The organism is Allocoleopsis sp., assembly GCF_036703385.1.
Lineage (GTDB): Bacteria > Cyanobacteriota > Cyanobacteriia > Cyanobacteriales > Coleofasciculaceae > Allocoleopsis.
On sequence record NZ_DATNPA010000812.1, the window covers coordinates 1 to 15499 of the forward strand.

Annotated in this window: 16 protein-coding genes; 11 read left to right on the forward strand and 5 right to left on the reverse strand. The window is 47.6% G+C overall.

Features of this window, described 5'->3' with window-relative positions:
• Together V6C93_RS37825 and V6C93_RS37830 are read left to right on the forward strand one after the other, a co-directional pair.
• Positions 1–494: recombinase family protein (locus V6C93_RS37825; protein WP_333481851.1), on the forward strand; the 494-nt coding region annotated here is incomplete at its 5' end.
• A 102-nt stretch (positions 495–596) separates the two neighbouring features.
• Positions 597–1130 (forward strand): Uma2 family endonuclease, encoded by a 534-nt coding sequence (locus tag V6C93_RS37830; protein ID WP_333481852.1) that lies wholly within the window; start codon positions 597–599, stop codon positions 1128–1130.
• Between the two features lie 193 nt (positions 1131–1323).
• Here the strand turns inward: V6C93_RS37830 and V6C93_RS37835 are convergent, their stop codons facing one another.
• Together V6C93_RS37835 and V6C93_RS37840 are read right to left on the reverse strand one after the other, a co-directional pair.
• Positions 1324–1821 (reverse strand): DUF3037 domain-containing protein, encoded by a 498-nt coding sequence (locus tag V6C93_RS37835; protein WP_333481866.1) that lies wholly within the window; start codon positions 1819–1821, stop codon positions 1324–1326.
• Positions 1814–2587, reverse strand: coding sequence for a HipA family kinase (locus tag V6C93_RS37840; RefSeq protein WP_333481853.1), 774 nt, complete (start codon positions 2585–2587; stop codon positions 1814–1816). The genes V6C93_RS37835 and V6C93_RS37840 overlap by 8 nt, the downstream gene beginning before the upstream one ends.
• Before the next feature lie 193 nt (positions 2588–2780).
• Between V6C93_RS37840 and V6C93_RS37845 the strand changes: the two genes are divergently transcribed.
• The 6 genes from V6C93_RS37845 to dnaB all read left to right on the forward strand — a co-directional run bounded on the left by V6C93_RS37845 (position 2781) and on the right by dnaB (position 9659).
• Positions 2781–3644, forward strand: coding sequence for a transposase family protein (locus V6C93_RS37845; protein WP_333481854.1), 864 nt, complete (start codon positions 2781–2783; stop codon positions 3642–3644).
• Positions 3645–4101: 457 nt separating this feature from the next.
• Complete coding sequence (locus V6C93_RS37850) at positions 4102–4479, forward strand: nuclear transport factor 2 family protein (protein WP_349262969.1); 378 nt, start codon at positions 4102–4104, stop codon at positions 4477–4479.
• A gap of 935 nt (positions 4480–5414) precedes the next feature.
• Positions 5415–6944 carry a fdxN element excision recombinase XisF gene (xisF, locus tag V6C93_RS37855; RefSeq protein ID WP_333481856.1) on the forward strand — a complete coding sequence of 510 codons (1530 nt, stop codon included), beginning with the start codon at positions 5415–5417 and terminating at the stop codon, positions 6942–6944.
• Positions 6945–6960: 16 nt separating this feature from the next.
• Positions 6961–7332 carry an IS1/IS1595 family N-terminal zinc-binding domain-containing protein gene (locus V6C93_RS37860; RefSeq protein WP_333481857.1) on the forward strand — a complete coding sequence of 124 codons (372 nt, stop codon included), beginning with the start codon at positions 6961–6963 and terminating at the stop codon, positions 7330–7332.
• Between the two features lie 88 nt (positions 7333–7420).
• Positions 7421–8293: a helix-turn-helix domain-containing protein gene (locus V6C93_RS37865; RefSeq protein ID WP_333481858.1), complete on the forward strand. Its 873-nt coding sequence runs from the start codon at positions 7421–7423 to the stop codon at positions 8291–8293.
• Entirely contained in the window at positions 8286–9659 is a 1374-nt protein-coding gene (gene dnaB / locus V6C93_RS37870) for a replicative DNA helicase (protein ID WP_333481859.1), read from the forward strand. The genes V6C93_RS37865 and dnaB overlap by 8 nt, the downstream gene beginning before the upstream one ends.
• 246 nt (positions 9660–9905) lie before the next feature.
• On the opposite strand, the gene V6C93_RS37875 is transcribed toward dnaB, so the two are convergent.
• From V6C93_RS37875 to V6C93_RS37885, 3 genes are all read right to left on the reverse strand, one after another.
• The gene (locus tag V6C93_RS37875) at positions 9906–12581 is read right to left on the reverse strand and encodes a DUF3987 domain-containing protein (protein ID WP_333481860.1); all 2676 of its coding nucleotides are present in this window, start codon (positions 12579–12581) and stop codon (positions 9906–9908) included.
• Between the two features lie 189 nt (positions 12582–12770).
• Positions 12771–12971, reverse strand: coding sequence for a hypothetical protein (locus V6C93_RS37880; protein WP_333481861.1), 201 nt, complete (start codon positions 12969–12971; stop codon positions 12771–12773).
• The gene (locus V6C93_RS37885) at positions 12958–13386 is read right to left on the reverse strand and encodes a hypothetical protein (RefSeq protein ID WP_333481862.1); all 429 of its coding nucleotides are present in this window, start codon (positions 13384–13386) and stop codon (positions 12958–12960) included. Before V6C93_RS37885 ends, V6C93_RS37880 begins: the two co-directional genes overlap by 14 nt.
• Positions 13387–13649: 263 nt before the next feature.
• On the opposite strand from V6C93_RS37885, the gene V6C93_RS37890 reads away from it, so the two are divergent.
• From V6C93_RS37890 to V6C93_RS37900, 3 genes are read left to right on the forward strand one after another with little or no spacing between them, the layout of a single operon-like run.
• The gene (locus tag V6C93_RS37890; RefSeq protein ID WP_333481863.1) at positions 13650–14726 is read left to right on the forward strand and encodes a hypothetical protein; all 1077 of its coding nucleotides are present in this window, start codon (positions 13650–13652) and stop codon (positions 14724–14726) included.
• 2 nt (positions 14727–14728) lie between these two features.
• Positions 14729–15070 carry a hypothetical protein gene (locus V6C93_RS37895; RefSeq protein ID WP_333481864.1) on the forward strand — a complete coding sequence of 114 codons (342 nt, stop codon included), beginning with the start codon at positions 14729–14731 and terminating at the stop codon, positions 15068–15070.
• Positions 15067–15402 carry a hypothetical protein gene (locus V6C93_RS37900; RefSeq protein WP_333481865.1) on the forward strand — a complete coding sequence of 112 codons (336 nt, stop codon included), beginning with the start codon at positions 15067–15069 and terminating at the stop codon, positions 15400–15402. The genes V6C93_RS37895 and V6C93_RS37900 overlap by 4 nt, the downstream gene beginning before the upstream one ends.
• Positions 15403–15499 lie beyond the last annotated feature (97 nt).

The following is a 15499-nucleotide window of genomic DNA, read 5'->3' on the forward strand; positions in this document are numbered from 1 at the left end:
ATGCATTAAAAGCTGCTTCCTGCGATCGCATTTATACAGACAAGGCCAGTGGAGCTCTCGCATCGCGTCCTGGTCTTGACAAAGCCCTGGAACAACTCCGTCCCGGAGATACGCTGGTCGTGTGGCGACTCGACCGTTTGGGACGTTCCCTCAAGCATTTGATAGAAGTCGTGGAAGACCTCAACGCCCAAGGAATTGGCTTTGCCAGTCTGACCGAGAGCATCGATACTACCACCAGCAACGGAAAGCTAATCTTTCACATCTTCTGTTCTCTAGCCGAGTTTGAGCGTAACATCATTCGCGAGAGAACGATGGCTGGATTAGCGGCGGCTAGAGCTAGGGGAAGGAAAGGTGGTAGGAAGCAGGCGATCGCCCAAAAGAAGATTGCGACGGTCCAACATCTAGCAGACACCTCGACGGATTCCATCGCCGATATTTGTAAGTCTTTAGGGATTAGCCGCAGCACGTATTATCGACGCACTCGCCCCCAATAGTTAAATGAGCGTGACAACTAGCTACTGGTTGGGGATACCATGATGGAGTCAAGCTGGGTTGAGTGCTCCTCAACAGTGGTGAAATGCAAGGGAAGAGTCATCATGAAGTCACTCACAACGACCGCGCTAGCCGAGTTTCTCTCTCAACCCAACATAGAAGCCAATCCTGCCTGGGAGTTAATTAACGGGCGTGTTATCCAAAAACCCATGCCGACCCTGTTTCACTCACGGCTACAACGCAATCTGGTTAACTATATCAATAGTCATACCGAGGAGTTTGAGGCTGTGCAAGAGCTACGCTGTCTGGTGCCTCCCTTCTCGCCGGTGCCGGATATTTCCGTCGTGGCGCTTTATCGTCTGCCGGAGGAGGACGGACCGTTGGATGGAGCGCCGGACTGGTTAATTGAAATTCGCTCACCTGACCAAAGCACTCTAGACTTACAAAGTAAAATTCTCCACTGCCTCAGCAACGGAACAAAACTAGCCTGGTTAATCGATCCGGCTCGCCAACAGATTTGGGTCTGGCAGGGAGATGACCTGCCTAGAGTGTGTTCGGGAGCGGACACTTTGCCACACTTGGGCGAGCTCCCCTCCCTTACGGTTAACGCTGTGATGGCTATGACTCGCCGACAATAAGGCGAACGAGCGCTCTTGTCGGGTGCGTTACGATTCCTTTAAAGTGCTTTTTGTCCCATTTAAAGTCTAAAAAATTGGGAGTCTGGAAGGTTGGGAAATTCGTTCTCTTTTCGCTCTTTTTCTTGTCCCACTTGAAGAGATGTCTATTTGGGACAACCACGACACACTGCTCTCTAAAGCTCAGGAGTGGTGACTAATCTTCCTTGTGTGGTGACGTGGAGAGTTTTTCCATGCCCACGGTTGGTGCGGTGACGGATAAAAAATGAATTGCTTGTTTCATCCCCACATCCGTCATTTCCACGGCAGAGGGTTTTACCTGCGGCGGGCGCACCTTAGCGTCAAGTAGGCGCTCGAGAACAGCATCGAGGTTTTTGCAAAAACCCGTGTGTACCCTAGATGTCTGGATGATTGTGCTTCGGGGTGCAACGAGCCAGTGGAAACGCTCTCGTTGTGGGAGTTGACCGATAGGGCCTGATTGCTCTCCTCCAGCACAAATGAGCGGGATAGCTGCTAGGTAGGAACGAACTATTTCCACATCCAATGTTGGATCGATCGCGATTAGCCGCGGCTCATTGAGTTCGATGCGGGCTTCGAGGAATCTTCTCTTCGCGCATGAGACGAGCGCTCCCACGTTGACAAACTCTTCCCGCTCGACTCTGGGAACGACGCGGACGATGGCGTAATCATACATAAAGCGCTCGTGCACGAATAGCCTCCTCTAGGAAAATATGCGGTGGCTCTAGCCGATGAAGCAGGTACTCAATATAAGCATCTCGATGTTGGGTGTTCTCACTGAACGGAGATTCAACCAGCCAAGCATCAGGAATCAGTTTAATAATGCTTGAGATGATGTCTGGCACAAGCCGCTCGGTCATCTTCGAGTCTACCGCTTGAAGCTCGGAGGCATTGGGGAGTAAAACATGATCTTTGATCGCAGAGAAATGGTCTCGGCTGCGCTCGCGGTAATTTTTCCAGGTGTAGTGGAAGTAGAGCGTTGCGCCGTGATCGATCAGCCAGAGCCGCCGATGCCAAATCAGCATATTTGTGTTGCGCGGCGTGCGATCGATGTTTGTCACGTAAGCATCGAGCCAGACCACACAAGAGGCGAGTTCTGCGTCGAGCTTCTGTGCGAGCGGGTCAAATGTCACAGAGCCGGGAAGGTAGTCGAGCGCGAGGTTAAGACCAGCACTTGCCCGGATCAAATCTTGGATTTCTGGGTCAGGCTCAGTGCGAGCCAGTTCAGGGTCGAGTTCAATGAAGACGATCTCCGGTATCAGTAGACCTAATGCACGGGCGATTTCTCCGGCTACTAGCTCGGCGATGAGAGATTTGACTCTCTGACCTGCACCGCGAAATTTAAGTACATACATTCCATCATCATCGGCTTCCACGACTGCCGGAAGCGAGCCACCCTCACGCAATGGCGTGACATACCTCGTAGCAATGACTGTTCGCACAATCGTCCTTGGTTAAACTCTTAACAATAATCCGCCGTACTCACAATGAGCAAGTCTCTACCCTATTAGACATCTCCGAAATAGTAAGTTTTTGTGATAAAAGAATACAAGAGTATTTTTTTGCTAAAAAAATATGAGTTTAATACTGGAACACATTAAAGCGAATCCTTAAGAAACTAAACGATTAATTGGGTTGGATTATCCTGAGTTAAAAGTGCTATTGTATAACGCCGAACAATTGCACCACAAAAAACAAGCATTATTAGAATCAAAGAAAATTAGAATTATCTCCGGTGGCGGTGGTCGCAAACCTAAATTATCTCTCCAAGAGCAAATTATTTTAACCTTGGTTTATTTCAGGCATCTAACGACATTTCAACTTCTGGGTATCCAGTTTGGAGTGAGTGAGTCAACAGCTAATGATACATTTAATTATTGGTTGCCAATCCTCAAGGATTTGTTGCCATCAAGTTTAATTGAACAAGTAAAAAAAAACAAATCTGACTATGAGATAGTTAAAGAAATACTCAGAGAGTATGAATTAATTGTAGACAGCTATGAACAAGTCAGGGAGAGACCTGGAGATAACAAAGAACAAGAAAAATATTACTCTGGCAAGTCAAGTAAACATACATTTAAAAGTCAGATAATTATTTTGCCCGATGCCAGCGACATTGTTGATGTTATAGCTGGTGAACCGGGTCCCAAAAGCGATATAACGTTGTTCCGAGAAAATCGTGATATTTTTGACCCACAACAAAAATTTAAGGGAGATTTAGGATATCAAGGAGAAGAATTAATTGCCACCCCAATCAAAACACCAAGAAATGGTCAGTTAACCCGTGAGCAAAAAAAAGAAAATCAGGAGTTTTCCGCTAAACGAATATTTATTGAACACCGCATTCGTTCGGTGAAAATATTCCGAGTTGTCCAAGAAAGATTTCGGTTAAATCCTCAAAAGTATGACCAAGTAATTTTGACAATTTGTGGTCTAGTAAGATTCCGCATTGGAGCGCTTATATTACCACCCAAAATTCCGCCTATTTTCTCAAGCTAAAATTAATGCATATAACCACATCTTTGAGCGTTGTTATTATTAGCAAATATTTCCAACCCTTATTTTATCGTATTGAGCGGCTAGTAAGTCATACTTGCATTTGCGGTTTACAGGCTAGTCAGGGCAAAGCTTTGAGATTTTTCGGAGATGTCTATTGTGCTGCTCGGGGAGTGGGGACAAAACAATCATTCGGAAGGAACAGGAACGGCAAGTTGATCAATACCCTTCTAGGGCATAACTATACAGTTTATGGAGTGGCTAAAAGTCCCGATTTTAGAGATTCACCTCAGTGAGTTGGGACTATACCGTTAAATGGTGGAATATTGACGGCACGTTATCGCCTTACACCATAGGCGGCTAAGGTGTAGTCAACTCTGGAATTCCTAACATTCCGGACTTCGTTCTAAAGCCGGAATGTTGAGCTTCAACCTGCTGCATGTCCTTCACCACACCTCTTATGCCAGATAAATCTGCGCCAGAAATTGAACTGATACGCGCGGCGTACGCTGCCTTCAACGCGCGAGATATTGATGCCGCCCTCACCCTCATGACTCCCGACGTGGCTTGGCCGAAGGCGTTCAAAGGCGGTTTTGTCCGTGGGCCTGAAGAAGTCCGCGCTTACTGGACGGAGCAGTGGAGCGAGATCAATCCACACGTCGAGCCAGTTGCCTTTCACCCGGAGGATGCTGGGCAGATCTTGGTCGAGGTGCATCAGGTCGTGCGCGATCTAACCGGAGCTGTGCTTGCCGATGAGCACGTTGGCCACCGTTTCACCATTGAGCATGGCTTGATTCAAACCCTGGAAATCTGTCCACCTCCATTGTCGGGCCACTGAGCCTAACAAGGCGCTACAACACCTTAACCTATCACTGATGCGCCACGGCGTGGGCGAGGGAACACGGGATAAAAGTGCAGGGCTGTTCGCACCGAGCGCAGGTGAAGGTCACTGGTCTGGGTCTTCGTTTTTTCATGGCGGTGTTAGCTGAACTGGCGCATTTTAGTGCGCCAGTCTATGTCAGCGAATTAATATTCAACAATTTCCGTTGAGAGAAGGGAAATTCAAACTCAGCGACCGCTTTTGCACCCCGGAGCGATCGCCTATAGAGCCTTCTATTTTTGCCTTGTCCTAGTTTTACCCCCAATTGAGTGACGGCTCTAAATTTTTCAGTGTGCGAGTAATGGGCATTATTATGAGCGCGTTTGCGCTATGTTTGATTTTTAGAGAGATGTCTATCTGAGACAACTAACGAAAAGTGGTTACCAGGGATTGACAATTCGTCTCTAGAGAAATAGCCTAGTATCAAGAAGAATTAATTACATATATTGGCTTATCCAAAGGACAGCCCCGCATGTGCAAACGTGTGGGGCTAAATTTTTTGGGGAATACAATAACGTTTGGTTGCCGGACAAACGTTATTGTCTCAGAAACATGAATTGATTTGAACAGCCAAATCAATTCATGTTTAGCCAACAAATTTAGTCCGAGATTCCTCAATAACATTTGAGTTCAACTAGTTTTTTAGAGGAGATAAAAATTCATGAGATTTATGGAGTACAACCAATTAACTTTAGACCCTTTAAGGACTTACTTTCTTAAAGCAAAGAACCAACAATTCAGCGTACTTAACTTAGAAAAAAAGAGATTTTGTCGAGCTTTATTAGATAGTTTTTTACTGTTGTTTGTGCATACCCAGCAGGTAGTGGATATGCACAATATTTCGCTAAAATTTTTCTATCTACTTCCAAAATTTTTAATTGATAATTGATAAAATGGCAGAAATTGTTGGTTATGCTAGAATTTCTACCCCCACTCAAGCCTCTGAATCTCAGGCTTTAGAGCAACAGATAGCCAGATTGAAAGCGGCTGGCGCTAATAAAATCTTTCAAGATATCCAATCGGGGAGCAGAGATGACAGACCTGCACTTAATGAACTCATGGCTTTGGTTCATCAACGGAAAGTTGATGAAGTCATTATTAGCCGAATTGACCGACTTGCTAGGTCTTTAACTAAACTGCGAGAGTGTATTGATGTCTTTCAAGAAGCTGGTGTAAACCTCAGAATTTTAGACCAACAAATTGACTTAAGTACATCGCAAGGCAAGTTGATGGCTAATGTCTTAGGTTCCCTTGCCGAATGGGAAACCGATTTGCTATCAGAACGAATTCGACATGGCAAACAACACCGTAGAAATAAGAAAACAGCCTGTGACACATCTCCCTGGGGTTACCGAATCGTTAAAGACAAATATGAACTAGATCATCGCCCCTTCCTCTGCCTGATTGAAAATCGTCCTGCCAACTATCTAGACCTTTATAGTGAAGTTCCCGAAAAGCTTCCAGGTCTGACAATCAAACAGATTGCTAGAGACTGTATTGATATTTTTCTCCAAGAGAGAGGGGTTAGTCGGGCCGTTCGAGCGATTTTCAAAAAATATGGCATCGCCAAGACAAGTTCACACAAAAATGGTGAAGATGGAATCTTTCATTGGACACCTAATGGCTTCAATCGCTGGTTAACTAACCCAGTGTTATGTGGGCATACTGTTTATTTCAAGAAGCTTACCATAGGCAAAGGGAAGAGAAAGCTAAATGACCCAGCTAATTGGCAAATTATCTCTGATACTCATCCTGAACATCTCTTGCTTACTGATGAAGAAGCCACCGAAATTAAGCAAATCATTAGTCTTAACTCAAAAGTGGGACATTTTAGCCTTAATAAAGACCCTTCCCGACCTGATATTTATCGAGAACATACCTATCAAGGCGGTCTAGTTTTTTGTGATGAATGTGGGTCAAAATGCATCTCGAAGAGTGCTAGAAAAAGACGAGAAGGACATCATTACTATTTTGCCTGTAGGTATGCGGGAATGGGCTGTGGAAACCTCAAATCCACTCGCAAACAAACGATTGAAGATGTCCTAATTAAGACGTTAGTGCAGACCTCTGCAACCCTCGGTCAGGAATCCAACGCTCAACGCTTAGCCTCCCCAGAAAAATCCGAGAATTTGAAGCAATTAGAAGCTCGGCTTGAGGCTCTTGAAAAGATTCCCGGCTTCGACCCCGACCTAGAAAGTCTCAAAGCTAAGACTCGTCAACAAATTACCGAAGAAATTAATCCATTTTTGTCAGAGTCTCTCGCTTCTAAAACAGCCGAAGATATTATTCGAGCTGGCAACAACTTAGCCATTTGGCACACCCTCGGTAATGACGATAAGGTCAAGATTTACCGCAAACTTGTCCAACGAATCACTATCCATAACGGAGAAGTGAAATCGGTTGTTCTCAAAATTTCTAATTGAATTCATCGAGGTTTTTATGAATCCACAAGAAACTTTTTATCTCAATAAGTTGCGCTGTGAAGTAGCCATGCAGCAAGCTTTAAAAGAGTGGCAACCCTCACCCCGCTCTTCAGGAATTGAATGTCCGCGATGCCAATCCCCCAAGATTGTTCGGTATGGTAGCCCAAGGGGTAAGCAAAGATACTTCTGCAATGGCTGTCAGCGCGCTTTCACAGAAAGACCAACAATCGAGTGTCATTGTTTGGTTCCTGGTCAACAGCCTCATTGTCAAGACTGCCTACAGTTCAAGGAGTTTTTGGCTCTGGTTGAGCAGAAGGTAGATGGCTTGCGAGGACTGAATCAGCAGGAATTACAAAGCCTCCTTTCCCCATCTTCAGCGATTTCTTAAGCATCGCAGAGCATTTGCCTTCAGAGTCAATCACTTCAAAACAAGAGCCTTATGCGACGAATCTGACTTTAACTGAGAAGCCGCCATTATGATAAAAACAAAAATTCAGGGGAAGTTTTACCCGCTACAGCATGACGAATGGCTTAGAGCTTGCCGAGAACTCACCCCAGCGCAGCGAGACGTGCTGTACTTTGTCAGGACTCTAGATCCTTACGGAGACGGTCTGGACATCTCAATAGCTGAAATAGCGAGGCAGTTATCAACCGATAAGAAAACAGTTCACCGCTCGACGGTTAGCCGTGCCCTCAAAGAACTTGATGCCAAAGGCTTTATTGATATGGAGTTGTTGATGGTCAAGCTCAACATCAAGGCTAAAGGAGTTCATTGTTGCGAGAGCGTTGCGTATACCCTACCCGTCGGGAACGCCTCCGGAGTAGGGGATGCAACGCTTAGAGCGACGCAAGAAGCGTCTGAGACAACAGTATTACCTACAGACAACGAGCGTGATCATGACGCAACAGTGTTGCCTACAGACAACAAGCGTGATCATGACGCAACAAGCGTGATCACTACGCAACAAGCGCGATCGCTACGCAACGAACGAGAGCCACAAGCCTCACCAGATAATGATTCCAACTCTCTAAGACTTAATAAGACTTATAAAGACTATATAGACTCTCTCTCTCCAAGCCAGAGAGAGAAGTTTTTAGAGTTTGGATTGAGAAAAGCAGCGGAACTACCTAAACCGCCAGCACTTCCCAAAAAGTGGATTGCTCGAAACTGGGAAGAGCTGAGGGAAGAGTTTTTTACCGCACCGTCTCAAACACCAAGCCAGGTTGACCTTGATGAAGCAGAACGAGAGCGGCAAGAACAGATAAACATAACCCGAAGAGAACTAGCTGAACAGCTAAAACGCAGCAGAGATGGAAAGAACAGAATTAGGAGGCAAAAGGGTGACTAATTTTTCCTTCGCCAACAACCTCCCGCCTCAAAACGTTGATGCCGAGGAGTCGATTCTCGGAGGCATTCTGCTCGACCCGGAAGCCATCGGCCGGGTGGCTGAGCTTCTTCGTCCGGAAGCTTTTTACATCAATGCCCACAAGCAAATCTACAAAGCTGCTAAAGTTCTCCATAACCAGGGTAAGCCGACAGATTTAATGACCGTCACCACTTGGCTTTCTGACCATGAATTGTTAGAGAAAGTTGGCGGTCAGAGCAAGTTAGCACAGTTAGTCGATCGCACTGTGTCAGCGGTCAATGTTGATCGCTACGCGGCGCTGGTGATGGATAAGTACCTCCGCCGCCAGCTGATTGGGGCAGGAAACGAAATTGTTCAGCTGGGCCACGAGACATCAATAGAGTTAGAAACTGTCCTCGACCAGGCAGAACAAAAAATTTTCGGCGTCACCGTCCAAAAAGCATCAGAACGATATCAGCTAGAGGACGCCTCAGAGATGAGTCCCCCTCTGTTTGCCAGCATCGAGACTGGAAAAAGGGGAGGTCAGTTGGTGGATTGGTACGACCTTGAAGGGTTAACCGGTGGGAAGCACCGCAAGACCCTGACTGTAATTGGGGGAGCCACCTCAATGGGCAAGACCCAAGTAATGTTGGGGCTTTCGCACGCCATTATGACCGAACTCAACCAACCCGTCTTGTTTTTCTCTTGCGAGATGGACAAAGATTCCATTAACCAGCGACTCCTCGCTCGTCTTTCAGGCATCGACAACAGCCGCCTATTTAAAGGACCACTGCCTGGAGGCGTAAACGAGGACGAGTGGGAGTTGCTAGCGCAAGCCATAGAGATATTTAGCAATTTGCCTTGGATGGTCTATGACGAGCCTAACCCGTCGATTGCCACCATTCGCTCTGTTGTCAAGCAGGCGATTTTAAGGCACGGACAACTGGGAGCAGTGTTTCTCGACTACGTGCAGATGCTCAGTCTGGGTTCGGCGGAAAAGAACCGAAATCTGGAACTGGGGCTTCTTACGCGAGAGCTGAGGGCGATCGCTAAGGATTTTGATGTGCCGTTTTACCTTGGCTCTCAGATCAATCGGGAGGTCGAAAAGCGCAGTAACAAGCGCCCGACGAAGGCGGATTTGAGAGACTCTGGGGAGATTGCAGAGGTAGCAGACGCGGTGATTATGCTCTACCGCGATGCTTACTACAGCAAAAATTTCTATGACAAAACGATTGAGTTCGTTGTTGACAAAAATCGGATTTACGGAAAAGTTGGCACGGCAAAGATGCTGGTAAACCTTGAGACTTCCAGGTTTATGACCATTGCTGGCGTTGGGGTACGGGAGAAAGACAGCAATCTCAGTAGCTAGTTTCCGGTGCGAAACACAAAAGCCCTAAAGTCGTTGAAGTAGAGCAAAAAACTACTCAACGACCAGGGCGAAAAATAAAGTGTTAATTCAAAGATACAAAACAGACGAGTATTTCTCAGCAGCGTAATATTCTGCACGATTGCTACTCAAACCCCAAAACCACCATAGTTGAGCTGACGCACTCAAGTGCGCCGTGGCACTGCCAGCTCTCGCCAAAAGCAACGCGCGTGCAAAAACTTCTGGGGATTACTCGGATTGGACTCTTGATGGCTTGAACTGTCCAGAAAGTTGGGTTCGTAGAACTAACTCGAAAGGATAAGCCATCTCTCCATTAGAGAGGGTATAGAGCTGATTGCGCTCGCACCACTTCACAATCTGCCAAGCTTCATTTGATATCTCTCCTCTCAGATTCCTTGTGTAAGCTGTCTGCCCTACGGCAGAACCGTTGTTTAAGTCTTCATCATCCTGATTGGGCTTCTCAGCAGTTTTAGACAAATTAGACACAATATTAGATTCATTGGCTAACGTTGCATCGCCCACTGTGTCTTGCTTCTGGCTTTCGTTAGACGAATTAGACAAATTAGACGAATTAAATGATTTTTCTATTTCTTCATCCTGACTATCCAGTACGTAGGGTGCTTCGTCTTGAATTGGCACATTTTGAGGTACTTCCTCAGTTTTTAGAAAATTGTCTAATTCGTCTAAAATGTCTAATTTCTCCTGAACCTCTTGATATATGGTCGTTTCAGCGTTAGACAAATCGTCTAATTTCTTGTCTAATTTGTCTAAAGTAGGAGTCGGGGGTGGTTCAGTAGGTAAAAAGGCTCTGAACTGAAGCGATCGCCCTTGACCTTTGACTTCACCTTTGCGCATCGCCACCAACTCACCAAACCATTCCCGCACTGTCTCGCCGGAGGGTCGCTGCTTTTTAGTGATGGATAGGTAAACGTCAGATGCCTTGAGCCAGCCCTTGGTGCGAGATAGTTCAAGCACTTTTACAAGTCGCGGCGCTAAGGTGTCTGGGTCGGAAAACTGGGTATAGAGGCTTTGTACCTGCTGAGCGTAGAACTTGGTTAGGTCGATGGCGATGCGAACCATCTCAACTGGGATTTCTTCAGTTGGGGTTTTCCCGTTCATCAAGGCATGGATGACGTGGAGATTCACGGCTAATTTGCCAATCCGACCTTCAGATTTGCCCCATACGGCCTGCATTCCTTCTAAGCGCGCGCCGACTCTCAGCTCTTCCAGGCGATTGTAGGCTTTGCCAAATAAGCTAAAGGCTTTCTTGGATAAGCGGTACTCGGTAGGTGGTAGAGCGTCAATTCTGCGATACAAGTCACAAAGCCGTTCACTCAGGTCATATTGGCCACCGTCAGAATCCATTCGGGATGCTGCATTGGGTTGATTGACAAACATGAAGCGTGCCCAGCCGCCATCAGAATCAGAGCAATCGTCCAGCAGCTTCTGCATTATTTTGGGTTGGATGCCACCAAGCAGCCCAAGTAGGATACAGTCAGCCTCTGACTTGACACCCTCAGCTCGTAAGACCACATCCCCGCTGCCGTCATAGTAAGAGAGCAAGTCTTGCTTGTCGCTGCCCTTGCCACCTCGGTACTGATTTTGTGCATTTAACATACCCGCCAGCTCATCAGTCAGGTAAAGCATCCCTTGTTCTGGACAACGAGCGGCTTGATAGGTCAAGCCTTCACCAGTTGTCTTGGTGAAGAAATAGATTTTGCGTTCGGGTTTGACTGGTGGTTGCCCACGCTCTTCTGGTCTTGTCGCTTCCCACTCTCTCAACTCTTCCTCATAAATCTCCAACTCTTGTTTGTACTGTTTGAGGGCTGCTTGCTGAAGTACTTTCAAGGGTTTGGTGCAGATGGCCTTGATAATGGGAGATTTCTTCTGTGAGCTAGGCGCAATAATGGCGCTGTATAAGTTGGGCGTCACCTCAAAATCCCATTCCTTGTTCAGGACAACTTTCGTACCTGCCTTATGCAGGATAGATGTTGTAGTGAGCAGAGCTGTGAGGTAGCATTCGGGCTTGAGGTTGAGCCAACCCGCTAACTTGAGCATTGGTTCTGCGAGGGCAGAAGGTAACACTTCACGCAGAGCGACGGATGCCCTGGAAGCATCTATTAGAGCATCAATTTGAGATTGAGTCTCTTCTCGACCCTCAACCCTCTCAACTTCAGAAAGTCGCTCCAAATATTGCTTTCGTAGTTCTGCGATGTGACGCCCAGTCTCTTGTGCTAGGTGGTTTAGTCGATTAGTGAGTTTGGCACCGCTTAAGCCTTCTTGAATGAGTGCATCTAATCGAGATTCTAGAAGCCCCGGAGCATCAGATTGCTCTAAAGACCTCTCAAATCTCGCTCGGAGACTGTCTAGATAGTTTTTGTGCCAGTTGTACTCGCTCACCCCAGCTCGCCTGCCCAAAATGTCTAAAGCGATTTTACGTTCTGGCGAGTCGGCCTCGTTCTTGATCATGTCAGAAGCGAGCGCAACCGCTTCCTCTAAATCCAGTGGCAAGTCCTTTAAAGATGTCAACCATTCCTCTAAGGGAGTAGCGCCCATCACAATCATGGGAATGGCGCTATCGCCCATGCTTCCCAGCAAGATTTCGATGGGAGTATCAGATTGGAAAACTTGAATCTCCCCACCAGCCGACATCAGTTTACGAGCTAGCCGTCGGATATCTAGTTCGGTTCGTAGCGCGATGATGTGCCTTCCGGGCTGGACATCAGATGCATCGAGAGCTACCCGAAAATGTGGTGATGAGAATGCGGCGATTGGCTCAGAAAGCCAGAGGTATGGATATTTTATTGTTGTTGCTGAGCGATCGCTACTCTCGGTTACGGAGTTCCACGATAACGGGTGTTGTGGTTCGGGGCGATCGCTTAAATTCTGCTGTGTTGTCAACATGATTTTCCTCTCGGTGCATTGGATTACAAGGAGAGGCGATGCTAGGATAACCCTATAGGGTAAAACCATGAACCGAAAGATTTTTTGGTTTAGGTTTAGGGGCTATCACTCAGCATTTTTGGCCTCTCCACAAAAGCCAGTGCAGATTTCCGCCAAGAAACTTGCTGCACTGGCTTTTGTCTTTCACTTTTATACCATCACTGTTTTTTGAAACCTCTCCCAGCAAATCTGTACATCCTTGAATCGCAAGTTCGCGATCGACAATGCTAACGGGTCAGCAGCGGATGCAAGTAAATCGAAAGCGGCTCCATCCGTTGGCGCATCGATAACTAATCGCTGCGAACCAAGTCGTAGATTCCACCCTGCTTGAAGGCAACTAAGGAGTTCCATTCGTTTGCTTTGGTTTGGAGTTTTTTGGAAATGAGCGATCACGCAGCTCGACAACATATTCCTCCGCCACATCGAGAACGTTGGCGATAATGGCTAACTCGGCTGTGTTCGGTTTCTGTCCGAGAGCGAGATCTCTGAGGCGATCGAGTGATACCTTTCCCGAACTCATCAACGTGAACAGATTCACCTTGACCAGATCGGCGAACGATTCCACCTGCGGAATTGGTATTGCCGATTCCACAATTCGCTTATCGAGATATTCAGTTATCGCAGCCTCAACCACCTCCGATATTGTCGTTTCCTCTTGCGTTACGAATAAACGTAACTTCTTCCCTAACGGCTTGGGGATTTGTGCCGTTACGGGTGAATAGTCGGGATTGTTTCTTCGCGAGTTTTCTTTTGGTGGTCTTGGCATACCAAAAATCGTACCCCGACATACCACCTTTTCGGAGCGCCGTTATCTCCTTTATTACGAAACGTTACTTTTTTTTGGTATTGACATAATGCTATAGCATTATGCTACCGTTTCAATATAGTAGCCCAAACGCACCCGACGCAAGCGAAAAAACTTCAACGTTGTCGGATTTGGGCAACTGACTTTAACCCCCAAAGCGACGCCAAACTGAGACGATAAGCCGCTTCGAGGGCAAGAAACTGAGACTTGAGGAGACAAATAAGATGGTTGCGACGACACAGCCCCTTGTGGCTGGAATGACCCGCCAGAACCCACCTATCGCGATAGGTGTTGATAATGGGGCGGGATTGGTCAAGCTGGTGATGGGGTCGGGAGTGCAGCAAATGCGAATCCGCACCCCCGCCAAGGTGTATGAGGTGCGCGACGAACTGGACGATGTTCTGTCCTCAAAAGAGGGCGGACACTTCTTCTACCACGACGGCGAACGCACTGACCTGCTCGGACGCGAGTTTTTGACCGGAACATTAGCGGCCTGGAAAGCCCCAGCGACCCATATCAAGCTGAGCGATGACCCAGCACTGAAGGTAGAGTACTGCCTGCACACACTGCTTGGTGCGCTGGGCACGTTACCTCACCGTCAGGAGTGGCATCTGTACTTGGTTCTTTCCATCCATGCGAAAGTATTCCGCGACGCTTTGGCACAGAAAGTGCGGGGGATGCATATTGTCAGCTTCAATGGCAAAAGTACCCCTACCACGCGAGTTCATCTCAACGTGTCATTGGTGGCCCCTGAAGGCGCTGGCTCTTACGCTTATTGCAATGCCACAAAGCCAGAACCCCTAATTGACCGGACGGCACATGTTATTGCGGTGGACTTTGGCACCTCAACAGTCATCCCGACCGTGTTCGCCCCTGGTGGCAAAATCATCCATCGCAAAGTTCTGGAAGTAGGTGGATGTATCGACCTGCTGGATGCGATTGCCGCCGACCCAGAATTAATTGCATTCCTGGGCAAGGGCAAAGCAGGAAGCGTGGAAACCGTCCGCCAAGGCATTGAGAACAAAAGCTTCCAGTACGGCACACGCCCATTCAACTTTAAGAATATTTACGCCCGACACTTAACGCCCTGGCTCAGCGCTCGCCTACGCCTCGTAGAGAAGGAGGTTGAAGAGTGGAAGGATGCAGCACAAAGTTTCATCGCCTGGGGTGGCGGCGTGGAAATGCCTGGGGTAGCTCAAAAGTTAACCGCTCGTGGTATCACCGCTGTTCCCGATGGCTGCTGGGCGAATGCGATTGGACTCCAGCGGATGGCAGAAGGTCGTTTAGCGAGAGGTAACTAACAATGGCATCTTCCACAAGAATCCGAATTGAGCCGGACATTGAAGACTACCTTCGTTCCCAATCCGAACGAGTCATCGGCAAACCGGGTGAGCAAGCGACCGGAGCCGACCTTACCACTTTAACGAACCGTTTACTTTACGAACACAAACTCGCGCAGTCGATGACTAAGCAGGTTCCGTTTGCTCGACTCTTCAACTGGTTGATGGGGTTGGTTCCCAGCGGTGGCAAGGTGGTTGCATTTGCACAGCAAGAAGAAGCGCCTGCTCTCAAGGAAGCTCCCACTCCCGATAACTTTGACTTTGACGCCGACTTTGCTGCTCAGTTTGAGGAGGACGCCGCGTGAGCCAACTATCAGAATGGGCTTCTCAATATCGCGGTGAACTAGAGAAGCAATCCTCAACTCGTGCGGCACTTTTAGAAAGCCTTCTCACCGCTGGGGACTACGAAGCTATCCGAGAGTGGTTAGACCAGTGGGAAGCCGAAGACAATGCCCGAAATTCCCTTTACCAGAAGTATCGCTCAGCCCGTCAAGAGCTGCGAGAGGAACGTTCCCGCCAGCGCCAACAACGGCTTTACGGCTCGATGTTGGACAAGATTACGGGTAAAGCCAGCACCAAAGATTTGACCCGTCCAGGTGCTGACTCATCTCAAACGACCGCAGCAAACGAATCGTAAGGAATACTTAATCATGACATTTTCCACATCTGCCAAGCCACTCCCTTTCTATGCCGATGGAGAAGCTCCTCTGCAAGAACTGGTGGATAAATTTGGC